This window comes from Rhodoferax sp. WC2427 (assembly GCF_040822085.1).
In the GTDB taxonomy this organism is placed as follows: domain Bacteria; phylum Pseudomonadota; class Gammaproteobacteria; order Burkholderiales; family Burkholderiaceae_C; genus Rhodoferax_B.
The window spans coordinates 3,600,222-3,623,652 of the sequence record NZ_CP162006.1; the positions used below are offsets into that span (position 1 = coordinate 3,600,222).

The 23,431-nt window shown below is 61.0% G+C and carries 18 protein-coding genes; 3 read left to right on the top strand and 15 right to left on the bottom strand.

Annotation, left to right across the window (positions count from 1 at the left end; genetic code table 11):
- Positions 1-147 precede the first annotated feature (147 nt).
- Positions 148-1,056, bottom strand: a complete 909-nt coding sequence (locus tag AB3G31_RS16780; protein ID WP_367847211.1) for a PP2C family serine/threonine-protein phosphatase — start codon at positions 1,054-1,056, stop codon at positions 148-150.
- On the bottom strand, positions 1,053-2,069 hold the full coding sequence (locus AB3G31_RS16785) for a serine/threonine protein kinase (protein ID WP_367847212.1): 1,017 nt from the start codon (positions 2,067-2,069) through the stop codon (positions 1,053-1,055). Before AB3G31_RS16785 ends, AB3G31_RS16780 begins: the two co-directional genes overlap by 4 nt.
- Before the next feature lie 144 nt (positions 2,070-2,213).
- On the opposite strand from AB3G31_RS16785, the gene AB3G31_RS16790 reads away from it, so the two are divergent.
- Positions 2,214-3,131 carry a YicC/YloC family endoribonuclease gene (locus AB3G31_RS16790; protein WP_367847213.1) on the top strand — a complete coding sequence of 306 codons (918 nt, stop codon included), beginning with the start codon at positions 2,214-2,216 and terminating at the stop codon, positions 3,129-3,131.
- Positions 3,132-3,226: 95 nt separating this feature from the next.
- Here AB3G31_RS16790 and AB3G31_RS16795 read toward each other — a convergent pair whose 3' ends face one another.
- The 7 genes from AB3G31_RS16795 to AB3G31_RS16825 form a co-directional block, all read right to left on the bottom strand.
- On the bottom strand, positions 3,227-4,483 hold the full coding sequence (locus AB3G31_RS16795; protein WP_367847214.1) for an SRPBCC family protein: 1,257 nt from the start codon (positions 4,481-4,483) through the stop codon (positions 3,227-3,229).
- 208 nt (positions 4,484-4,691) lie between these two features.
- Entirely contained in the window at positions 4,692-5,624 is a 933-nt protein-coding gene (locus tag AB3G31_RS16800) for a LysR substrate-binding domain-containing protein (RefSeq protein ID WP_367847215.1), read from the bottom strand.
- A gap of 136 nt (positions 5,625-5,760) precedes the next feature.
- Positions 5,761-7,464: an electron transfer flavoprotein-ubiquinone oxidoreductase gene (locus tag AB3G31_RS16805; RefSeq protein WP_367847216.1), complete on the bottom strand. Its 1,704-nt coding sequence runs from the start codon at positions 7,462-7,464 to the stop codon at positions 5,761-5,763.
- Complete coding sequence (locus AB3G31_RS16810) at positions 7,461-8,063, bottom strand: HutD family protein (protein ID WP_367847217.1); 603 nt, start codon at positions 8,061-8,063, stop codon at positions 7,461-7,463. The genes AB3G31_RS16805 and AB3G31_RS16810 overlap by 4 nt, the downstream gene beginning before the upstream one ends.
- A gap of 8 nt (positions 8,064-8,071) precedes the next feature.
- On the bottom strand, positions 8,072-9,004 hold the full coding sequence (locus tag AB3G31_RS16815; protein ID WP_367847218.1) for an electron transfer flavoprotein subunit alpha/FixB family protein: 933 nt from the start codon (positions 9,002-9,004) through the stop codon (positions 8,072-8,074).
- A gap of 10 nt (positions 9,005-9,014) precedes the next feature.
- A complete protein-coding gene (locus tag AB3G31_RS16820) occupies positions 9,015-9,770 on the bottom strand; it encodes an electron transfer flavoprotein subunit beta/FixA family protein (protein ID WP_367847219.1) in 756 nt (251 codons plus the stop codon).
- 24 nt (positions 9,771-9,794) lie between these two features.
- Positions 9,795-10,979: an NAD(P)/FAD-dependent oxidoreductase gene (locus AB3G31_RS16825; RefSeq protein WP_367847220.1), complete on the bottom strand. Its 1,185-nt coding sequence runs from the start codon at positions 10,977-10,979 to the stop codon at positions 9,795-9,797.
- 297 nt (positions 10,980-11,276) lie between these two features.
- On the opposite strand from AB3G31_RS16825, the gene hutG reads away from it, so the two are divergent.
- On the top strand, positions 11,277-12,092 hold the full coding sequence (gene hutG / locus AB3G31_RS16830) for an N-formylglutamate deformylase (RefSeq protein ID WP_367847221.1): 816 nt from the start codon (positions 11,277-11,279) through the stop codon (positions 12,090-12,092).
- Between the two features lie 94 nt (positions 12,093-12,186).
- Here hutG and AB3G31_RS16835 read toward each other — a convergent pair whose 3' ends face one another.
- From AB3G31_RS16835 to pruA, 6 genes are all read right to left on the bottom strand, one after another.
- A complete protein-coding gene (locus tag AB3G31_RS16835; protein ID WP_367847222.1) occupies positions 12,187-15,870 on the bottom strand; it encodes a proline dehydrogenase family protein in 3,684 nt (1,227 codons plus the stop codon).
- Positions 15,870-16,703: an ABC transporter permease gene (locus AB3G31_RS16840; protein ID WP_367847223.1), complete on the bottom strand. Its 834-nt coding sequence runs from the start codon at positions 16,701-16,703 to the stop codon at positions 15,870-15,872. Before AB3G31_RS16840 ends, AB3G31_RS16835 begins: the two co-directional genes overlap by 1 nt.
- Before the next feature lie 4 nt (positions 16,704-16,707).
- Positions 16,708-17,991 carry an ABC transporter permease gene (locus tag AB3G31_RS16845; protein ID WP_367847224.1) on the bottom strand — a complete coding sequence of 428 codons (1,284 nt, stop codon included), beginning with the start codon at positions 17,989-17,991 and terminating at the stop codon, positions 16,708-16,710.
- Positions 17,992-18,015: 24 nt separating this feature from the next.
- Positions 18,016-19,086: an ABC transporter substrate-binding protein gene (locus AB3G31_RS16850; protein WP_367847225.1), complete on the bottom strand. Its 1,071-nt coding sequence runs from the start codon at positions 19,084-19,086 to the stop codon at positions 18,016-18,018.
- A gap of 57 nt (positions 19,087-19,143) precedes the next feature.
- Positions 19,144-20,220, bottom strand: a complete 1,077-nt coding sequence (locus AB3G31_RS16855) for an ABC transporter ATP-binding protein (RefSeq protein ID WP_367847226.1) — start codon at positions 20,218-20,220, stop codon at positions 19,144-19,146.
- Positions 20,221-20,540: 320 nt separating this feature from the next.
- A complete protein-coding gene (gene pruA, locus AB3G31_RS16860; protein ID WP_367847227.1) occupies positions 20,541-22,139 on the bottom strand; it encodes an L-glutamate gamma-semialdehyde dehydrogenase in 1,599 nt (532 codons plus the stop codon).
- Between the two features lie 232 nt (positions 22,140-22,371).
- On the opposite strand from pruA, the gene AB3G31_RS16865 reads away from it, so the two are divergent.
- Positions 22,372-23,409, top strand: coding sequence for a LysR family transcriptional regulator (locus tag AB3G31_RS16865; RefSeq protein ID WP_367847228.1), 1,038 nt, complete (start codon positions 22,372-22,374; stop codon positions 23,407-23,409).
- The last annotated feature ends 22 nt before the right edge of the window (positions 23,410-23,431 follow it).

The following is a 23,431-nucleotide window of genomic DNA, read 5'->3' on the forward strand; positions in this document are numbered from 1 at the left end:
TGCGCTGTGGCAGCTTAGGTAGCAAATAGGTTTCAAACAAGAGGGATGCGTTCCAGGAGCACCGCAGAACCGGCATTGCCGACCCGCTGGTGGTGCCCCCGGCAAGGAGGTTGGCGCTGCAACGCGAGGTGCACCCGCCTGGGGGTGTTACATACGCTTTGCGGCTGCTTTGCGGATGGCTTCGTTGATCTCGGCGATCGATCGCTCGATGGCGGCATCGTCCAGATCGTCGATCAGGCTTTCCGGCCCCTGCGGTTGGATGGACGACGCAAACACGCCCGGCTGGATTGCCTCGGTGGAGATGCCCCGGGTGGACTCGAACATGTCCGGCGTCTCCCACTCGATCGCCAATACGGTGACATTGTCGCTGCGGGCACCGGCCTTGCGCAGCGCCTGCTCGACCAAGTCGGGCACGGCCTGCGACACCGGGGCGCTGGCCAGACCGCGCACGATGGCGGCATCGTCCAGGCTGTCCCACAGGCCGTCCGAGCACAGCATGATCTTGTCGCCCTGGTGCAGCGCGATGGGGCCGGTGATGTCGAACTGGGGCTTCACCGGCGATCCCAGGCAGGTGTAGAGCACGTTACGGTTCATGGCGTGGGGGAGTTGCGCCCCCCCTTCTGAACGGTGCTGCTCGGCGTAGGAGTGGTCGCGCGTGCGGGTCAGCAGCGCGCCGTCGCGCACCACGTACAGGCGCGAATCGCCGCAGTGCACCCAGGTAGCGCTATTGCCCTGCACCACGGCGGCCACCAGCGTGGTGCGGGGGGTGTCCAGCATGCCGTGTTTGGCGGCGTAGCGCAGGATCTGGTCATGGGCCGACAGCAGCGCGGCGCTCAAGAAATCGGCCGCCTGGGGCAGCAGCGGGCGGGCCTGCTTCTGGTACAGAGCAGACAGGGTTTGCAGCGCCATCTGGGCCGCCACCTCGCCTTCTGGGTGCCCGCCCATACCGTCGGCCAGCAGGAACAGGCCCGAGCCGCTGGTATAGCAATAGCCCATACGGTCTTCGTTTTTTTCGCGGCCGCCCTTGCGGCTGACCTGGAATACCGAAAACTTCACTTGGGCGTAGGCCCGATGCCGGTGGCATCACGCACGTTCTGCACGTTTTTCTTGGTGTCGGACACCAGGGTGTCGAACTGCAGGCGCAGCTTCTCGGCCACGGTCAGCTTGGTGTAGCGGCGCTCGCCTTCGCGGCTGAGTTCTTTTTGCAGCGCAAACACCGACTGTGGGCGCGACAGGGGGTCGATCGACATGCACCATTCGACCACCTCGATCAGGTTGTCCGAATAGATGCCGCGCAGCCGCGACAGCGCCAGGCCGATGCGGTCTTTTTCCAGCCGCTGCGGCGCCTCATTGGGCGGAAAACCCTGCATGCACGCGTAGATGCAGGCGCCGATGGCGTAGATGTCGGTCCAGGGCCCCATGGACGCGTCACGCCGGTACATCTCGGGGGCGGCAAAGCCGGGGGTATACATGGGGCGGATGAAGTTGCCTTCCTTGTTGAGCACCTCGCGGGCCGCGCCGAAGTCGATCAAGACCGCCTTGTTGTCGTCGGTGATGAAGATATTGGCGGGCTTGATGTCCAAATGCAGCATCTTGTGCTGGTGCACGATGCGCAAGCCGCGCAATATTTCGTCAAACAGGCTGCGAATGGTGGATTCGCGGAATACCTTCTGCTTGCGCTGGTCCCGCGAGGTGATGATGAAGTCCTGCAGGGTGGCGCCCTCCAGGTAGTTCATCACCATGTAGACGGTTTCGTTCTCGCGGAAGAAGTTGAGCACGCTGACCACCGACGGGTGCGAGATCTGCGCCAGCGAACGGCCTTCTTCAAAAAAGCTTTTCAGCCCCAGCCGGTACAGCGACAGTTTTTCGGGCTGCACCTGCGGCAGCAGTTCGCCGACTTCGCGGGTGGCCAAGCTGCTGGGCAGGTATTCCTTGACCGCCACCTGGCCGCCGTCGGCACCCACTGCCAGATACACCACGCCAAACCCGCCCGACGAGAGCCGCCGAACGATGTGGTAACCCCCGATAGCGGTGCCGGGCGGAAGCGTGGCCGGTTTGTTTTTGGACATAAATAGCAGGGGAAGCGCGGAAGCGGCGGAAAGGCAGTTTTTAGACCTGCCCCCCATCCGATGCAAAAGCCTGGGGTCTTTACATCAGAGGCTGAACAGGTCGTCGGTTATTCTCAGGCCATTGCAACGATATGTACCTTCTCAATGCCAGTTTACAGCATGACCGGCTACGCCAGTGCCCAGCACAGCAGCGCCACCGCCACCCCGGATACGGAATCCAAAAGCACGTCGGCGCGCCGCTTGGGAATCGAAATCCGGTCCGTCAACAGCCGCTTTCTGGACCTGAGCTTTCGCCTGCCCGACGAGCTGCGCAGCCATGAGCCCGCACTGCGCGAACGCGTCATGGCGCAGCTCAAACGTGGCAAGGTAGAAGTACGCGCGGCAATTGAAAGCACGGCCTCCGGCAGCCTGGCAGCGCCCTCCCCGCACCTGTTGCAGCGGGTCAACTCCTTGCAGGATTCGGTCAAAGCCTGGCTGCCACAGGCCGCGTCGCTGAGCGTGGCCGACATCCTGCGCATGGCCTCCAACGAGCAAGCCCCTGCCAACGATTGGGCCGACGATGTACTGCCGCTGGCCGACACGGTGCTGCAATCCCTGGTGGCCGCCCGCCAGCGCGAAGGCGAACGCCTGACGACCATGCTGCTGGGGCACCTGAAGCAATTGCGCACCCTGGCCGAAAAAGCCCTGCCCCTGGTGCCCCAGTTGGTGGAACAGCAGCGCCAGCGCTTCATCGAGCGCTGGAAGGAAGCCATGGCCCTGGCCGACGGCGCCACCCTGCCCGAAGCCGCGCAGGACCGCGCGCTGACCGAAGCCACGGCCTTCGCCATCCGCATCGACGTGGCCGAAGAGCTGACCCGCCTGCATTCGCACCTGGACGAGATGGAGCGCATCCTCAAAAAAGGCGGCGAAGTCGGCAAACGCCTGGACTTTCTGATCCAGGAGCTGCACCGCGAGGCCAACACCATGGGCTCCAAATCGGCCGCGCTGGAGCTGTCCCGCATTTCGGTGGACATGAAAGTGCTGATCGAGCAGATGCGCGAGCAGGTACAGAACGTCGAGTAGTTTTGGGCGGGGCTAAAGCGCCAACACCCGGTCAGGGCGCAACGTCAAAAATACAGCCACGGGCATACCCATATACCCATGGCCATGGCGCTGCATCAGATGCCGTGTGTGCTGAGCCGTGCGGCATACCACTTCGAAAAGCCTTCCACATAGGTTTCCGTGAAGGGGCTGAACGGGCCAGGGATGTAGGCCGGGTCTTGGGTGCCGTTGTGGTTGATGGAAACCAGGTTGGCATCCTGGGCGTTCGTGGCGCGCCATACCGCAGTGAGCCCGTCCAGGCTGTAGTCCACGCCTTCCACCGCTTCGGGATGCACCAGCCACTTCGAACGCACCAGGGTACGGTCCGGTGCCAGTGGAATCACGTAGGAGACCACCGCGTGGTCGCTCATCACGTGGGTCCACGAACTGTGTGTCCAGAGATGCGTATCACCGAGGTCGCGGCGCTTCAGCCCGCCCAGCAAACGTGTGCTGGCCACCTTGGTATCCATGGTTTGCGACTCTCCGTGGCCGGCAATCACCAGCCGCTGGGTGCGAAAGATCGTAGCGACGCTCCCATCGAGCCGCTCCACCGCCTTGCAAATGTGGCCTTCACTTTCCCAGTCGGCCACCCGGGAGGCATTGAGCGCATGGTATTTGTCCAGCGCCAGCTGCGACTCTTCACTCAGGCCATCCGGGCAGAAACCAAAGTCTTCCGGCAAGAAGGACGCGGTGAGCTCGGGATGCGTTGCGCTGCAGTGGTAGCACTCGCGATTGTTTTCCATCACGAGTTTCCAGTTGCCGTTCTCGATGATTTCGGTTTCGTGTGCAATTTTGCAGTGTGCCAGGTCGTAGGGGGCGAATCGGGGTGTCATGGTCTGGTCCAGCACGTCCACATCTTCGGGGGGAGTGTCGCCGAGGCACACAAAAATGAGTCCGCCCACCACACGGGTATGCACAGGAATCAGACTACGGCACGTGGGGTCAAAATCCAGCCCCATATGCGCAGCATGGTGCAGGCTCCCATCCAGATCGTAGGTCCACGAATGGTAGGGGCATACCAGCCTGCCCACGATGGCCTTCCCTGCCGGCATTAACCGAGCGCCACGGTGTCGGCACACATTGCGGTAGGTGCGGATATTTTCGTCGTCGTCGCGAACGATCAGGATCGACGACTTTCCGATGTCGATGGTCGACACATCGCCCGACTCGGGAACGTCCGCACTCACCCCCACCAGAATCCAGTGGTTGTTGAAGAAGACTTCGACATCGGTATCGAAAACATCCTGTCGCCCAAATAGGCCGCCAGGCATTCCGTAACCGACCTGACGACTGCGAACCAGGGCACCGTGTGGCATGAGCGTCTGTGTAGACATGATGGGATTCTCGAATTGGGATGAAGGGGTTTACGCGTATTTTTTGCGGTGAACCCAGTGTCTCAGTCCAAAATGTGAGCGTCAACGCGACTAATTCGTTGGTTCGCATTACCCTGGATTACATGAACACGGCGGGCCCCCGTCCCCGTACCAGCACGCTTGGCCAGGCCACCGAGAGCGGGGGGCAAAAGTCAGCGTGCAAAAGTGCTCAGTCTGTCCAAATAGGCGCACCACGCAGCCATTCGATCAGATGCTCTGTCGCGGGTGAGCCGGAGCGCCCATGCGGAACCACGGCGAAATAGGCATCCTGGACTTTGACAGTTGCCGCGGTCACTCGGACAAGTTGGCCCGCATCCAGCAATGCGTCTACCAAGCGGCGCCAACCGAGAACCACGCCCTGGCCTAGTAACACAGCCTGGATGGCATCGGTATAGAGACTGCAACGCAAAACATAATTCAGCCGCGGAGCGCGGAAACCAGCGGCTTGAAACCAGCCTTCCCATCCCATCCAACCCTCGGAAGTCGCATCGGACTCGATCAGCGGAAGTTGCGCCAACTCCTCCAGCGTTGCCGGTGTCTGGTGGGCAGCCAGCCAGGCGGGGGAACATACCGGAAACACCTCTTCGCCAAATAAAAAGGTCGCCGTGCCATCGCCCCATTTGCCGTTTCCGTAGCGCACCGCGAGATCCACTTCGTTATGCCGCAAGTCTGCGGTAAACATCTGCGTGATCAGCCGGAGCCTCAAATGCGGCTGCGCTTTTTGAAGCGCCGACAGCTGCGGCAGAACGCGAAAATGGGAAAACGCTGCGGTACTTGCCAGCACGACTTCTTGCTCCAGGCTTCCCATGCTGAGCCGGTCGAAGGTTCCGGCAATTCTCCGCATCGAGTCGGAGATCACTTGGTACAGCTGCTCGCCCTCACTCGTGAGTTGGATGGATCGGTGCAAACGATAAAACAAGCGCACACCCAAGGTGTCTTCAAGGAAGCGAATTTGGCGGCTCACCGCTGCTTGCGTGACACCCAGCTCCGCCGCCGCCAGCGTAAAGCTGCTGAGGCGGGCTACCGCCTCAAAATCAACCAACGCGGTCAACGACGGGATCAGCCTTCTGTAACCTTTCACGCCTTCTGGAGCCGTTTTCATCTTGGATTTTTCTCGTCAATTGCGGATGCGGAAATGCTTGGAACCACCGCGTAGCGAACCATAACCGAGCCCGTCGCCTTGCGCTTGCCAATTGACGCAAGTTCCAACCCACTCCCACAGCGGAGGGGCAGGCCCTTCACATGCCCGCGTAGTTGGGGCCTCCACCGCCTTCAGGTGCCACCCAAACGATGTTTTGCATCGGATCCTTGATGTCGCAGGTCTTGCAGTGCACGCAGTTCTGCGCATTGATCTGCAGGCGCTGGCTGCCGCCGCCCTTGGCTTCGTCGGGCACGAACTCGTACACGCCCGCAGGACAATAGCGCGCCTCTGGGCCCGCATACAAGGCCAGGTTCACGTCCACAGGCACGCTCGCATCCCTGAGGGTCAAGTGCGCTGGTTGCTTTTCTTCGTGGTTTGTATTGCTGATGAACACGCTCGACAAGCGGTCAAAGGTGAGCTTGCCATCTGGCTTCGGGTAGGCGATCGGCTGGCATGCGGCAGCGGGTTTCAGATACGCGTGGTCCGGCTTGCTGCGCCGCAAAGTCCACGGCATACGCCCGCGCAAAACCCACTGTTCAAAACCGTTCATCAGCGTGGCTATCGCAAGACCGTACCTGAACCAGTTTTTAAAGTTCCGGTCCTTGTACAACTCGGTATACAGCCAACTCTTTTCGAATGCCGCAGGATAGGCAACGAGTTCATCGCGCTGGCGTCCGGCCCGGATTGCGCCATAGGCCGCCTCGGCTGCCAACATCCCGGTTTTGATGGCGGCATGGCTGCCTTTGATGCGGCCGACATTCAGGTAGCCCGCATTACAGCCCACCAGGGCACCGCCTGGGAAAACGGTTTTTGGCAATGCATGGATGCCGCTGGCATTGATGGCCCGCGCACCATACGACAGCCGCTTGGCCGTGACTTCACCCTGGTCGTTTTCAAAATAGTGGCGAATGCTGGGATGGGTCTTCCAACGCTGCAACTCCTCGAAGGGGCTGAGGTAAGGGTTGGAATATGCCAGGCCGGTCACGAAACCCACGGCCATTTTGCGGTCGTCCAAGTGGTAGAGAAAAGCGCCACCATAGGTATCGTTTTTCATCGGCCACCCCGCGGTATGCACCGCCAAACCAGGCCGGTGCCTTTGGGGATCTATTTCCCATAGCTCTTTCACCCCCAGGCCGAAGCTTTGCGGGTCACGGCCCTTGTCAAGTTGGTAGCGGGCCACCAGCTGCTTGCCGAGGTGGCCGCGAGCGCCTTCGGCAAACACCGTGTACTTGCCCACCAACTCCATGCCGAGCTGAAAACTGTCAGTCGGTTTTCCATCCTTACCCATGCCGACATGGCCGGTGGCAACGCCCCTGACGGCACCCGCATCGTCGTAGAGAATTTCAGCAGCAGTGAAGCCAGGAAAAATATCGACACCCAGCATCTCGGCCTGTTCCGCAAGCCACCGCGTCAGGGCACCCAAACTGACGATGTAGTTTCCATGGTTTTGTGCAAACGGCGGCAAGAATATGCGAGGCACCCGAAAGCACCACTTCCGCCCCAGAAAGAGGTAGGCATCATCCGTCACAGCCTGGTCCAGCGGAGCACCACGTTCTTTCCAGTCCGGAACCAGCTCGGTCAGCGCCCTGGGGTCCATGATGGCGCCCGACAGAATATGGGCACCGGGCTCGGAACCCTTTTCAAGCACCACTACGGAAATATCCTGGCCGTTTTCAGCAGCGAGCTGCTTGAGTCGAATTGCCGTCGCCAGCCCCCCAGGTCCGGCGCCCACTACGACCACGTCATAGTCCATGGTCTCGCGCGGGCCGTACTTTTCCAGCAACACGTGCATGTCATTCATCGTTTTTCAACTTTTGTCATAAGCCAATAGGCTGGTCCTGGGTGAAATCGGACCGAGAACGTTCCCGGCCAGCCCTCAAACAGCAGTCCAGCGCCGGGGCCCAAGCTAGCGATAAGGGCACCGCCCACCAGAACTTCCGCCGTACCTTCCAGTACACACAAGGCACCATGCGCCAAAGCATCCACCGTCCTGAGCCTGTGTCGCGTGACATCCACCGTGGTGGCTACATGGCGCGGGTCCGACATGACGTTCCACAGCCGTGCGCCCGGGCTTGCATTTTCGCTCCCATGAAGTACGGCCTGGAGAGGCAGATCACCTGAGAATGCAGCCCACGCTCCCAGCCGCTCCAAGCGCCACGATGTCTCTGCTCCTTGCAAAATCACACCACTCCCCTGCAGAAGAACCGCTTGGCGCTGGAGCCCAGCAAAGACCGAGAACGGGCCGTCGCGCACGATATCGGCAATGCTGATGCGCCAATGCGTTTGGCCGTCAACCCCGCTGCGCACCAGGGTGCGGGCGACCCCGCCGCCATTGCGCCACGTTTCCTGCGGCAGATCCTGGATCGCAAAGAGGTGTAAACCTCGCTGCAGGGTTCGCATGCCAACCATCAGGCCCCAAGAGCCGGGAGACCGGCGGTCAGCGCAGGTAGAACCTCAAACAGATCCCCGACCAAACCCACATCGGCATACGAGAAGATGGGCGCATCGGGGTCCTTGTTGATGGCAACGATGACCTTCGCGTCCTTGATGCCCGCAACATGCTGAATCGCTCCGGAGATACCGACGGCTATGTATAGGGCTGGCGCAACCACCTTGCCGGTCTGTCCCACTTGCACGGAGTTCGGCGCGAAGCCGGCGTCCACGGCCGCACGCGAAGCACCGACGGCACCGCCCAGGCGATCTGCCAATGCTTCCACCAGTTGCATGTTTTCTGCCGAGCCCAAGCCGCGACCACCAGCGACCACGACCCGGGCGCGCGTCAGGTCTGGTCGCTCGCTTGAGCTGCGCTCCTTGCCCACGAGGCAACTGCGCCCGTCCTCTACCAGACCGTCAAGGGCGACAATGTCGGCAGCGTCGGCAGAGTCCGTCGCAGCGTCAAAGGCGGAAGCACGAACGGTCAGGAAAACCCGGCTCTGTGTCTGCACGGTGGATAACACGCTGCCTGCATACATGGGCCGCACAAAGCTATTCGCGCCGCGAACCGCCGTGACATCGGCAAGATAGGCGGCATCGCACAGGGCTGCTGCGCGCGGCAGCGCCGCGCGGGGAAGCATGCTGTGTGCGGCGATGACCATGTCAAAGCCCTCCGCCACCAACGCAATCGCCTTGGCGACGGTCTCGGCATTGGCAAAGTCCACATCGTGGTGGATGACACGCGCCACACCGTCCAGGCGAGCAGCCTGAGCGGCAACCGCGGCCGGCCCCAAAACCAGGACATGGACAGGCTGTCCAAGGGCCTTCGCGGCAGATAAGACACTAGCGGTCGATGCGTCCAGTTCCTCGGATTCGTGGATGGAAAGCAGCAAGGTTGGTTTAGTCATGGCGTAGACCTCAGGCATTCAGAAGCGGCAGGCGCTTGATTTGTTCGATGAGTGCGGCGACATCGGCCACACGCACTCCAGCGGGTCTGGCGGGCGGCTCGACCGCCGACACCAATTGCGCGTGGGCCGTCGGCAGGACGGCCAACTCAGCCGCAGGTATGGTGGTTATGCCCGCCTTCTTGGCCTTCATCATGTTGGGCAGCGTGATACTGCGTGCATCGCAGAGGCGCAGGTCCACCGTGAGAACGGCGGGCAGCGGCACTTTCCACTGCTCCATACCCCGGTCGCCGTCACAGCTGATCTCCAGGATGCCAGCCTCCAGCGTGAGCCGGTTAACAGAAATGGCCTGAGGCCAGTCAAGCAGCGCAGCGAGCATCGGGCCGGTGGCTCCGAGATCATCGTCGATCGCCTGTTTGCCACACAGCACCAGCGTGGCGTGCTCTCGGACAACCACGGCCTTTAGCAAACGCGCGACGTTGAGAGGGTCCAGCGTGGCATCGGCGGGGTCTATGAGGATGGCGGCATCGGCACCCATTGCCAGTCCGGTGCGAAGCACGTCTTGGCAGACTACCGGGCCGCAGCTCACCACGGTCACTTTTGTCGCCAAGCCTTTGTCACGCAAACGAATGGCCTGTTCAAGCGCCACCTCGTCGAATGGGTTGATCGACATCTTGAGTCCGGTGGAATCAACACCTGAACCGTCGGACTTGACACGGATTTTGACGTTGTAATCAACCACACGTTTTACAGGAACGAGTATGTGCATTTTTAAATTATTCCGTTGGCGGGTTCAGGAAACGGCACCAAGGCCGTACTTTCCGCTCAGCAAATTGCCGGTGCGGAACCGCTCATGCGCGTAGGGCACCAGCGAAACATCCGTTTCCAGGCCTAGAGCACACTGCGCGAGCACGCGGCCTACGCCCGGCGACAGCTTGAACCCATGGCCGGAGAAACCGTAGCCAACCACCAATCCGGGTACGTCGGGTAGCCGCCCCAACACGGGATTCCAATCGGGAGTGACGTCGTAGACGCCTGTCCACGACGAAGCCAGGCCGGCAGTTTCAAAAGACGGAAAACGCTCCGCCACCTGTGCACCGACTTCAACAACATAGTCCATCGAGATGTCGCCCTGCTCGTTGTCGGGGGACTTCAGCGTCTCACCCACGATGCCTTCGCTCACCAGCATTTGATTGCCACCATAGCTACGGCAGTACAGCATCCCGGGCGAACCCAGGTCCTTGTAGACCGGCATCTTGAAGGTATAGGCTTCAGGGCCTTCCAGGGCCAGCACGGTGTGGCGCTCGGCGCAAACCGGGGTGGGCACACCCGTCCAGCGCTCGATGTCACGTGCCCAGATGTTCTGCGTACTAATGACCGTAGCCGCCGTAAAGCGCCCTTTCGAGGTGTTCACACCGACGACCTTGCGACCGTCCATCACAAGGCCCTCCACCTCGACCCCCTCCATAATTTTCACGCCGCGTTTACGGGCGGCGCGCGCAAAGCTGGTAGCCACCAGGTAGGCATCCGCGAAACCGGCATCCGGCTCATAGCCAATCAGCGCGGCATCGTCGAAGCGGCAAATCGGCAGCAACGATCGCGCTTGCGTCTGGTCCAGCAACTGCACGTTGATACCCTTGTCCGCCTGCCCTTTCAACGCGGCCCGAAGGGGCTCCAATTTCGGGCCGTCGGGCGCGGCAATCACGTATCCACATTGGACCAGCCCGGCCGAGGCCTCCTCGTCACCCAGGTATTCTGAAAAATGGCTGAACACCTCCCATGACTTTTGCGCCAGTTCGACATTCTCAATAATGGAATAGTGGGTACGCAAGATACCGCTGGATTGCGATGTCGTACCTGCACCGATTTGGGTCCGGTCCAGCACGAGGACGCGCTTTGCACCCAGCTGGGCCAAGTGGTAAGCGACCGAACAGCCGATAACCCCTGCGCCAATCACGATGGCATCGTAGTTTTCCATGGTTTAAGTTGAATATGTGGTTGGAATGGCATGCAGCGTAAATGCCGCTGATCCAAACACTCGCACCATCAACATGGCTGAAGCTATGGTTTAGACAATTCGATCCCGGGAACGGTGCAAGGCGATAGCGGCAAGAATTTCATGGCGTTTCATGGCTCTATCCCACGGCAAAGAAGCTCTGACATCGCCGGTGCCAACCGTAGCGGCAGACACCTCAGCGCAACAGTCCGGTCAGACGGAGCTTGCACATAGGCACAGCCTGCCCATTTCAAATTTTCAACGGATCTTGCCCAACTGATGGATACACCAACTTATTCGCTTATCCAGGGGACCAGCCCTATCCTCATCTCGATTCCCCATCTCGGAACCCAGATTCCACCGGATTTGCATGCCTCGTACCGCAGCGAGGCCATGGACCTGGGGGACACCGACTGGCATCTGGACCGCCTCTACCAGTTCGCCAAGACCCTAGGTGCAAGCGTGTTGTGCGCGCACGTGTCTCGCTATGTGATCGACCTCAATCGTCCCCCAGACGGTGCGAGCCTCTATCCGGGCCAAACCACCACCGGTTTGTTCCCTACCCTGACATTCAAAGGCGAACCCATCTACCAAGATGGAAAAGAACCCGAAGAGCCGGAAATGCATCGGCGGATCGACGCCTACTGGCAGCCCTACCACCATGCCTTGCGCGCTGAACTGGACCGCCTGCGCGGCATGCACCCACGCGTTCTGCTTTGGGAAGCGCACTCCATTCGAAGCGTATTGCCCCGTCTGTTTGACGGCAAGCTCCCAGATTTGAACTTTGGAACCCACAGTGGCCAATCGTGCGACCCCGCGCTCCTGCAAGCCGTCCTACAGCCCTTGGTGCACCACAAGAATGTTTCGCATGTGGTCAACGGGCGGTTCAAGGGTGGATACATCACCCGGCATTTCGGCGAGCCATCCAAAGGCATCGATGCGATCCAGCTGGAGATGGGCCAGTGCCTCTACATGGACGAAAATCCCCCGTACGCATACCAGGAAGATAGCGCCCGGCGTATCCAGCCACTGCTGCACGACCTGATCCATGCCGCACTTCAGCATATGAAGGTAGCAGCAGACCGAACCCGTTAAATTGGACCATGGTTTAAGCGCTGCACTGCGCCTAAGCCATGGTGGTTTGAATGCGCCCCACAGGGCTTCGTGGGCGCTGTGGGAGCCGCTGAACCTATGCCTGGCCTGTAGCGGCCAACTGGGTGTTACCGCCCGATGCGCTCACATTGATGGTGATTTGGCGCTCGATCACCAGCCGCCACCATGGATAGCGCCCGTTGGCATCTTCCGACAAAACAGGAATGGCCACGCCCGCCGGGCTACTTTTGGCGTGCTGGCGCGGTACGGTCACCAGATTGCTATCGACCTCTGCCTCGCCGAGCACCGCCACGGGTGCCAATGGCGCGTCCAGGAAAACACGCTCGGCGTCGACCAGCTGGCACCACTCCGCGCCCAGAATTTTCAGATAGCGTTCATGTTCGACGGACTTTGAAAGCACCACGGACGCGCCACAGGCAATGGCAACCATCACCTGTGCAAGTACGCCATCCTTCGAAGGACCTTTGCACAAGACGGGTCCACGCGGCACAAAGACCAACGTGTTTTCTTCGCCGGACAGAGAGGGCAAAGACATGGATGCCAGGCTGTTGGCCAATGCCCGCAATTCGCCGAGGTGGCGTTCAGCGTGCGACGTACCGCCCGAGGTGGCGATGGTAGACAGACGCTCAAGCAACTCGACACGTTGGGCCAAACCGCGGGCCTCAAAGGCGCTACGGCTTTTCAGGCGGCCGTTTACCAGAACCGGGTATTCCAGGTAGTTGCTGCTCTGCAGGTCGGAAGACTGCGCAAAGGGTCCCTGGGTCCGCCCCACCGGGCCGTACAGGTTACGTACCAATTCCCGCAAGTACAGGGGGCCCGTCGGACTGGGGCCGAAGTCCGTGGTGGATGCGCCATCCACCTGCATGCCCGTACGGGTGCCATGCACCGCCCGGTTGACGTAGATACTTGCGAATTTATGCAGGGACGACACCTGTCCCGCGGTCTCATGGATGCGCGTGTGCAGGCCCAGCGTAGCCGGGGCGATGTGCTGCTCCAAGGCTGAGATCAACGCTTCCAGCTGGTCCGAAGACCAACGAACAACGTGCAGCACCGGGCCGACGACACCGATGTCAATGCCGTGCAGCTGATCGAACGAACCAAGGTCGACGATGGCAGGCTGCACAAAGGCTCCCGTTGCGCGGGACGGCATACGGCCCGCACGCGTTACCGCATAGCCTTTTCCAGCCAGCCGATTGAGATACTGTTCGAATGTCTGGCACATCGCCGCATGGGGAAGCGGGCCAATGTCACTGGCGCTGGCCAGCGCGTCGCCGACACCGCGTTCGTTGAGCATGGCGCACAACATCTCCAGAACCTTGGGCGCCACAACATCCTGCACACAGAGTATTTTGAGAGCTCCGGCTTGGCGGCCCGCACCATCGAACGCACCAGTGACTGCATCGGTAATGACCTGCTCAGGGAGCGCCGAACTATCGACCACCATGGCGTTGCATGGAGTCGACCGGGCCAGCAGCACCGGGACCTGTATTGAAGCCGTCACGTTGCGCGCGACCTCTGCCACCGTGCCACGAGAACCCGCCAGTAAAACTGCGGCCGTGTAGGGATGCGCAACCAGGGCTGCACCCAAGGTACGGCCATCACCGACCGCAAGCTGCAGCACCTTGGGCGGGACTCCGTTGGCGTGGAAGAGTCCCACCAGACACCACCCCGTACGGTTCGCCAGGGATGTAGGCTTGAATACGACTGCATTGCCCGTTACCAGGGCGGCCGCAATCTGCCCGACCGGCCACGCCAGAGGGGACGTCATGGGTGCGAGTACCACCACCGGTCCGCGCGGTTTGGCGGTTGACAGGTTCTTGTCCGAGAGCGCCTGTGCAGCATAGAAACGACAAAGGTCGGCCGCGTTTCGGAGCTCCTCGCTCGCATTGGCAAGGGTCACTCCGCTTTCGTGCACGAGCACCGATTGCAGAACGGGCACACCTTGCTCCAGACGTTCGGCAACCCTCACGAGAATCTGCGCACGCTCGTGGACGGGCAACGCACTCCATCCACCGCCCGCCTGCGCTGCCACCAGCATCACGCTGTCTGCGTCAGCATGGCCAAATGTCAACGGCACTGCATCGCCCTGCGCGATGCCCGCTCCCACCTTTTCCGTGGCCGTGGCGGCGGATGCGCTCGACCGCCAGGGCAACAGCATGGTGGGCATCGGAATCGCCGGGTGCGATAGTCCACCCGTGAGGGCAGATGTTGCGACAGGATCCGCCACGATGTCTTCGATCGAGATAGAGGTATCCACCACCTGGTTCACAAACGAAGAGTTGGCCCCGTTCTCCAGCAGCCGACGCACCAGGTAGGCAAGCAGGGTGGCGTGTCGGCCCACGGGCGCGTAAACGCGACAGGCGCGGCCTAGCCGACGGTCCCCGACCACCTGGTCATAAACCGATTCACCCATCCCATGCAAACACTGGAATTCGTACGCCTTGCCTACGCCCAAGGTATGCACGGCAGCGATGGAAAATGCGTTGTGGGTGGCAAACTGCGGGAAGACCGCATCGGGAGCCGCGAACAATGCCTTGGTGCACGCCAGATAGCTCACATCCGAATGCACCTTGCGTGTGAACACGGGATAGCCCGCGCTACCTTCCGCTTGGCAACGTTTGATCTCCGTGTCCCAGTAAGCGCCCTTGACCAAACGAACGAAGATGCGCCGCTTGGTTTCACGCCCCAGCGCAATGACCCAGTCGATCACAGCCCGTCCGCGCTTCTGGTAGGCCTGGAGCGAAATGCCCAGGCCCTCCCAGCCTGCCAGCTCGGGCTCATGCGCCAGACGCTCCAGCATTTCCAGCGTCAAGGGAAAGCGTGCAGCCTCTTCCTGGTCCAGATGGAAGCCGATGTTCCAGCGTTTTGCGGCCCTCGCCAGCGCCAGCAGCCGGGGGTACATCTCGGCAAGCACACGGTCGCGTTGCAGAACTTCATAGCGGGGATGCAGTCCCGTCAATTTTACGGAAACACCAGGGCCCTCAATCGCCCCCCGGCCTGCCGCGGCGCGGCCCACCTTCTCGATGGTGTGTGCATAGGCTTCATAGTAGGCATCTGCGTCATCAGATGTCAGCGCGCTTTCGCCGAGCATGTCGTAGGTATAGCGATAGCCCAGACGCTCCCGACCCTGGGCCAGGCCAAGCGCTTCTTCAATGGTCTGGCCGGTGACGAACTGCTTGCCCAATAGCTTCATCGCAAATGCCACGCCCGCCCGGACCACGCGCTCCCCGCCGGTCCGCAGTACGCCCGTCAAGGCAGATGCCAGCGACTTCTCGTCGGGCTGCTTCAGTATCTTGCCGGTGAGCGCGAGTCCCCAAGCGGAGGCATTGACAAACAGCGATGGGGAGTTCCCCACGTGGGACTGCCAGTCTTGGTCCACGATCTTGTCGCGGATCAGCTTGTTGCGGGTCTCCGTGTCCGGCACACGCAGCATTGCCTCGGCCAGGCACATCAGTGCCACACCTTCACGGCTGTCCAAGGTGAATTCCTGGGTGAGCAAATCGACACCACCAGAGTCAAGGCGCGCCTTGCGGACACCCTTTGCAAGTTGGGCCGCTAGGGTCTGGGTTGTCTTGAGCTGTTGTGGCTCCAGCTTGGCCTCCTCCGCGAGCGATGCCATGACGGCGTGTTCGTCCAAACCGTCAAAGGTGTAGATGCGCTCGCGCAGAATGCGCAAGGTGGCGGAAGGAGATGGCTCTTGCAGCACGAAAGAATCGGTCAAAACGGTAAGCTCCAGATCGGAAATAGTGGAAGTTTTCATCAATTTCTTTGGATTCCGCGCAGCCGCTCAGTACGCCTGCGCAGCGCCTCTAGGGTAAAGAGCAGGAGCGCGGAGACAACCACGAGCGTCGTCGCCACGGCGAGAATGGTGGGGCTGAGCTGCTCGCGCACGCCTGACCACATCTCGCGCGGCACCGTACGCTGGTCCGGCCCCGTCAGAAAGAGTGCCACGACCACCTCATCAAACGACGTGGCGAACGCAAACAGTCCGCCCGAAATCACCCCGGGTGCAATCAATGGCAGCTTGACGCTCCAGAACACCCGCAAGGGAGAGGCTCCCAGGCTGCGGCCAGCACGCGTCAGGGTTTCATTGAAGCCTGCCAGCGTGGCGGCGACCGTCACGACAATAAAAGGCACACCCAGGGCGGCGTGGGCCAGGATCAAGCCGAAAAGGCTATTCACCAGCCCAAAGGGGCTGAAAGCGAAGTACACCCCCACGGCCGTGATGATGGTGGGCACAATCATGGGCGAAAGCAGCAAGCCTCGGATGAAGGCCCCGCCCTTCAAGCGCTGGTGCATCAGCCCCAACGCGGCCAGCACGCCCAGGACGGTGGCCAACAAGGTAGAGGCAGCCCCCACAACCAAGGTATTTTGCAGCGCCAGACGCCACTCAGGGCGTTCAATGAACATCTGGTACCACCGGACACTGAAGCCAGGCATGGGATAGGTGAAGTACGGCTCGCTGTTGAACGACAGCGGCATCACCACCAGGATGGGCAGCAGCAGCCCAAGCAGCATCAGCACCGAGAACACCGCGTGCGCGACGCGCCCGATGGCTCCCCAAACAGTCACATAGGCTGGAAATTTCAACATGGTGTTAACCCAATTTGACGCCCGACCCACCGGTCAGACGCACAAAAACTGCATACATAGCCGTCACGCCGACCAAGAGCATGGCGGCCAGTGCTGCAGCCAGCCCCCAGTTCAGCGTGGTGTTGACGTGGTTGGCGATGTAATAGCTGACGAGCTGATCGTCCGGACCACCCAGCATGGCGGGCGTAATGTAGTAACCAACGGCCAGGATGAAGGTCAGCATGCCGCCAGCGGCAACCCCGGGCAGCGAGTGCGGAAAGTACGCGCTGAAGAACGCACGCGCCGGACCGGCCCCCAGCGACCTGGCAGCCCGCATGTAGATGGGCGGGATGTTTTTCATCACGCTGTACAGCGACAAAATCGCGTACGGCATCAGGATATGCGTCATCGAGATCAGCACGCCCCAGCGGTTGTAGATCAGGTTCCAGCCGCTCGCAGAAATGCCCAGTACCGACAGCAATCCGTTGAGCACACCGTTGCTTTGCAGGATCACCATCCACGACACCGAGCGCACCAGGAAGGATGTCCAGAACGGCAGCAGTACCAGGATCATCAGCACATTGCTCATGCGGGGCGGTAGCGTGGCCAAAAAGTACGCGACCGGGTAACCCAGCAACAGGCACAGCGCGCTCACCGAGAGGCCGACCCAGGCCGTGCGCACGAAAACGTCACGGTACAGACGCAGTTCTTCCGGCTGCTGGACGATGGCACCGTGGTCGTCACGGGTCAGATCCAGGGCCTTGAGGTAGTACTCAATGGTCCAGGTCCGTGCGGCATACTTGAGCGTCACCCAGGTCCGCGCAGCGCTCCACCGCGGGTCGATGGCAGCCAGGTGTTCACGCCAGTCGACCTGCGGGAGCCCATCGAGGCCGCGCACCGTTTTCAGGATGAGACTGCGCATGCCTGCTTCGTCGTAGTTGAGCCGCATCGCCACCTTACCCGGGCCCTCCGTACCTTTTTTGGCCGCAAGCTCCGCGGCAAATGTTGCAAACACCTCTTCGGGCGGCAACTCTTGTTGCTGGGGATTCCACAATTGCAGCGCCGCAGAAGTCTGAGGCAACTCCTCAGAGAGGGTGGTGTCTTTCACGCTTTTCAGCAGCAAATTCCCGATAGGCACGATGAACGTGAACAGCAGAAACACCAAAAGCGGCAGCACCAACAGATAGGCGCGGAATTGGCCCATGCGCTCCGCCCGGCGCAGGCGCGCCTTCAGGATGCGGCTGTCTTCGCCCAGGCCGACGCTGGGCGCTCGCAATGCGGTTGCATCCGCTGTAGCAGAAATGTTCATCGTGTCCCTCCCCAAGGCCTGGCCTTACTTCCGGTTCAACCAGGCGGAGAACTTCTGGTTCAGGTCGTCCGAATGGTCGGCCCAAAAGGTCGCGTCCACTTCCACCGCGCCAACCTGGTTCTTGGGTGTGGTCGGCAGGTAAGGCGCCACCTTGGGGTCCACCATGCCAACGGCCGACTTGCGCATCGGGCCGTAGGCGGTCAGCGGTGCGAGTGCAGCCAGGCGCTCGGGCTCGGTCGCAAAGCGTACGAAGGCTTTTGCATCCTTCAGGTTTTTTGTACCCTTGACGATGGAATAGCCCTCCACGTTTTTCAGCTGCCCATCCCAGAGGAAATCAAACGGTTTTTTGTCCTTCACGATGGCGGTGTAGATGCGTGCGTTGTAGGCACTGGTCATGACCACCTCGCCGTCGGCCAGGAGTTGGGGCGGCTGGGAACCGGCCTCCCACCACACGATGGACGGCTTGATGGTGTCGAGCTTCTTCAAGGCCCGGTCCACCCCGGCAGGTGTACCCAACACGGTGTAGACCTGGGCTGCAGGAACGCCGTCCGCGAGCAGGGCCCACTCCAGTGCCCCCTCAGGCGACTTGCGCAGGGCGCGCTTGCCCGGGTATTTCTTGAGGTCGAAGAAGTCGGCTACTTTGGCCGGTTCGGTCGCGCCGACCTTGGTCTTGTCATACACCAGTACCGTGGACCACACGATCGTGCCGGCCAGGCATTCGTTCAGGCCCTTGGGCAAAAAGTCTGCACTTGCCGGTGTGCCGTCCTTGGCTGGCGCGAGGTCTTGGGCGGGATTGATTTTTTCAAGCAGACCTTCGTCGCAGGCGCGCATGGAGTCCGACAGCTGCATGTCCACGATGTCCCAGGTGACATTGCCGGTCTGGACCTGGGTGCGCAGCTGCGCAATACCGCCGTTGTAGCTGGCAATCTTGCTGGTCACGCCGGACTTGGCCGCAAAGGGCCGCGTGTGAACGATTTCTTGTGCATCTTGCCAGGAACCGCCCCACAGGGCATAGGTCAGTTCGGCAGCCTGGGCTTGCGATGCCAGCACCAGCGTGGCGGCCACTGCCGCGAAAATTTGGCTTTGAGTCTTCATGGGAACCTTGGTCAATAAAGTAAGAAAACGCGTTGTATCGGGCCTAAACCCGGCCTCTCAATGCAGAGCTCGGCTAGCCTCCGCCCTCCAGCCAACAGAAAGTGCATCGCCCACCTGGATACGCTGCGCCTCGCCGTCATTCGGAATCTTCACAATGAAATCCTGGTGCCCACATACGCTGCACAGCAGCCGCAGGTGGTCGCCGTAATAGATGACATCCGTCACCCGGCTTTCGAAGTTGTTCTCACACGAGGCGGCCACCGCGCCGACCAGCACCTTCTCTGGGCGCATCAGCACGCTGGCCTTGGACCCCACCGCGATATCGGGCCCGACCACCGCCTTCAGCACCACGCCGTTCTCCAGGGCCAACGCACAGAACCCACCCGAAATCGACTGGACCGTGCCGTGCATCTCGTTGCTCTCGCCGATAAAGCGGCCCACGAATGCGGTATCGGGAGACTCGTAAAGGCTTGAGGGCGAGGCGAGTTGCTGGATGCGACCGTTGTTGAAAACCGCGATGCGGTCGGACATGGTCATGGCCTCGTTCTGGTCGTGCGTGACGTAGACGATCGTCAGTCCGCTTTGGGCGTGGATACGCTTGATTTCATATTGCATCTGCTCGCGCAATTGCTTGTCCAGAGCCCCCAACGGCTCGTCCATCAACACCAGTGCAGGCTCAAACACCAGTGCCCGCGCAACGGCAATACGCTGTTGCTGGCCGCCCGAGAGTTGACCCGGCATCCGGTCGGCAAACTTCTCCATCGTGACCATTGCAAGGGCCTTTTTGACCCGATCCGCTATCTCCGTCTGGGACAGCTTGCGCACCTTCAATGGAAAGGCCAGGTTTTCCCGCACCGACATATTGGGAAACAGCGCGTAGCTTTGGAACACCATGCCAATGTTGCGGCGCTCCGGCGGGATGCGATTGATCTCCCGCTCCTTCAACAGGATCTGGCCGTGGGTGGCGGTCTCAAATCCGGCAAGCATCATCAGGCAGGTGGTCTTGCCCGAGCCGGACGGGCCCAGCATCGTCAGGAACTCGCCTTCGCGGATGTCGAGGTTGAGATTCTTGACAACCAACGATTCTCCATCGTAAGTTTTCTGAACATTTTTAAAAGAAACGATCGTGTCCATTTTTATCTTCAGGAAAATTTCGGCACAAAGCCGATGGCCATCAGGAGGTGTGAAATACGTTGCCATTGGCGGCTGGCGAGAGGTTTCAACCCACCGTTTCATGCCAGCGTTCTGTCACATTGGGACCAAGCTTAGTGGCTGGCTTCGAATTCCTTTCAACACAAATTTGCGTTAATACTTAGGTTCAGACTTGCTGATAAACATCGGCTCTGGGGTTGGATCCGGGGTCCGCAGACGGCGTGATGGCAGACGCAGAAACGGGCCTTGCGGCCCGTTGGGGTGGTTCACCGGCCAGCGCCAGGCTGGCCAAATTTCACTGCTTAAAGCCCTCGCGCAGGCGCGTAGGTCTCTTTCACGACGCGCGGCGAAGTCCAGCGCAGCAGGTTCATCCAGGAACCGGCCTTGTCATTCGTGCCACTCGCGCGACCGCCGCCAAAGGGCTGCTGGCCCACCACGGCACCGGTAGGTTTGTCGTTCAGGTACAGATTGCCAGCCGCGTGCAGCAGGGCATCTTGCGCCTGGCGCAGCGCGGCCCGGTCGGTGCAGAAAATGGAACCGGTGAGCGCGTACTCGGATGCGGAATCGACCTCTTTCAGCACCTCATCCCAGGCGCTGTCCTGGTATTCAAACACCGACAGAATCGGGCCAAACAGCTCTTCCTTCATCAGCGAGTGGCGCGGGTCGTTGACCTGCAATACGGTGGGCTGGATGAAGAAGCCCGTCTCGTCACTACAGGCCCCGCCCGAGACGAGCTGGACCTGGTGGTCGTTTTTCGCCGCGGCAATCCGGGTGCTGAGTTTCGCGTAAGAGTTTTTGTCGATCACGGCTCCGATGTAGGTGGCCGGGTCGGCGATATCGCCCATCTTCACCTGGGACAGCAGACCGCAGAGCACATCCTTGACCTGGGGCCACAGGCTGGCCGGAATATACGCACGCGACGCGGCACTGCACTTCTGCCCCTGGTAGCCAAAAGCACCGCGCAACAGGGCCACAGCCACCTCGTTGGCATCCGCAGAACGGTGGGCCAGCACAAAATCCTTGCCACCGGTTTCGCCCACCATGCGGGGGAAGGTGCGGTACTGGTCAATATGGCCCGCAGCACGCTTCCACAAGGAGCGAAACACCTCCGAAGAACCGGTGAAGTGCAGGCCGGCAAAGTGGCGAGAGCCATAGACGGCATCGCTGACCGACAGGGCTTCACCCGGCACAAAATTGATGACCCCCGGCGGCAGACCCGCCTCTTCCAGGGCCTGGAAGAACAAATAATTGGCCAGGGTCGACTTGTTCGAAGGCTTCCAGAGCACCGTGTTCCCCATCAGGGCCGGGGCGCAGCTCAGGTTGGCCCCAATGGCGGTGAAGTTGAAGGGCGATACGGCATAGACAAAGCCCTCCAGGGGCCGCCAGTCCGTGCGGTTCTGTGCGGTCCGCACCGTCAAGGGTTGGTCGGCCAGGATGGTCTGTGCGTTGAACGTGTTGAAGTGCAAAAAGTCGATAAGTTCGCAGGCGCTGTCGGCCTCGGCCTCTTCCAGCGTCTTGCTCTGGCCCAACATGGTGGCCGCATTGATGCGGTGGCGCAGGCGCCCCTGCACGATCGCTGCCGCTCTGTGCATGATGGCCGCGCGGTCGGCAAAGTCCATGCGCGCCCAGTCGTGGGCGGCATCGAGATTGCTCTGGATGGACTCCTGCACCTGCGCAGCGTTGGGACGGTGGACCCGGGCAATGGTGCGGTGGCGGTCGTGCGGAACAATGATGTCCTCTACGTCACCCGAAAAAATCTTCTTGCCACCAATGACGGCCGGGATGTCAAGCACCTCGCGGTTGTCAAGCTCCTTGCGCAGCTGGGCCAAAGCCTCGGTGCCCTCGGTGTAATCGCAAGTGGGTTCGTTCTCGGGGCGGGGAAAGTTCGGACGAAAATGCATGTAAACCTCATAAAGAAAACTGTTCAATGGCCCATACACCCCCCTGGCCGGGCACGGCCGACACGGGCCAACAGAGCGGCATGCCAGCCCAGGGGGCGAGTAACATCAAGTCTGAACCATGAGACCCCTGTGATGGACACCATCAAGAATTCTGATGTTATGCACTCATGCCAACAATAAAGCGAAGCTTCCGATTTCTCCAGGCAGCCGTTGCCACCGAATCGGGCCCTCCATGAACGACGAACCCTCGAACCAATACCCCGAATGGGGGCTGCTCAGTGCCTGGGTGGCCGTGGTGGAGTCAGAATCTGTCTCCCTGGCTGCCCGACGGCTGGGCCTGTCGCAGGCGGCCGTGTCCATGCGCATCAAATTGCTGGAAACAAAACTGAACACCGAGTTGCTCGACCGAAGCACCCGCCCGGCCAAGGTCACCCTGGCGGGTCGGCGCCTGTATGAAAGCACCACACCCTTGCTCCGCAATGCCGACGAGATGCTGGAAAGTGTGCGCGGCATCAGCCGGGCCAAGCGGTCGGTGGTGCGCCTGGGCTGTATCGACTCTTTTGCCGCGACCGTCGGGCCGGTGCTGTTCCGGGCACTCTCCAACACCACCCAGCAGGTGCGCCTGTGGTCCGGGCTCACGCCCTCCTTGATGTCGCAGTTTGTCAACCGGCAGCTGGACATGATGATTACCACGGCACCCGAGATACCCCTCAACGATGTCGCGCATCTGCCGCTGTTCTCCGAGCAATACCTGCTCGTCATGCCGGCATCGCACACATTCCGGCCTTTGAGTTCGATCAGCGACCTGGCCCAAAAACTGCCCCTGATCCGCTATAGCGCGCGCTCCAATATTGGGGAGCAAATCGATAAATTCCTCGCGCTGCATGCCGACCATGTAGAACGCACCTGCGAATTCGACACCTCCGACCCGCTGCTGAGTCTGGTGGCCGCAGGGATTGGCTTTGCCATCACCACGCCGATGTGCATCTGGCAATCCCGCCATTTCGTGCCCCAGTTGCGCATGGTGCCCTTGGACGCCTTGCGCAGCCGCGGCCGCCCCTATGCCCCCATCCAGCGCACCTTCTACCTCACCTACCGGCCCGGAGAAATGGGCAAGCTGCCCAAAGAAGTGGAACACCTCACCCGCATTGCCATGGGCAGCCATATCGCGGCGGATATGGAGACCACGCTGGGCCTGCCGCGCAGCATGATTCTGTCGCCCGTCCATTCTGGCGAGCCGTCAGGTGGCGGGGCTGGCGACACTGGGTAGCTGCTCCAGCCGTGGCCCCGCC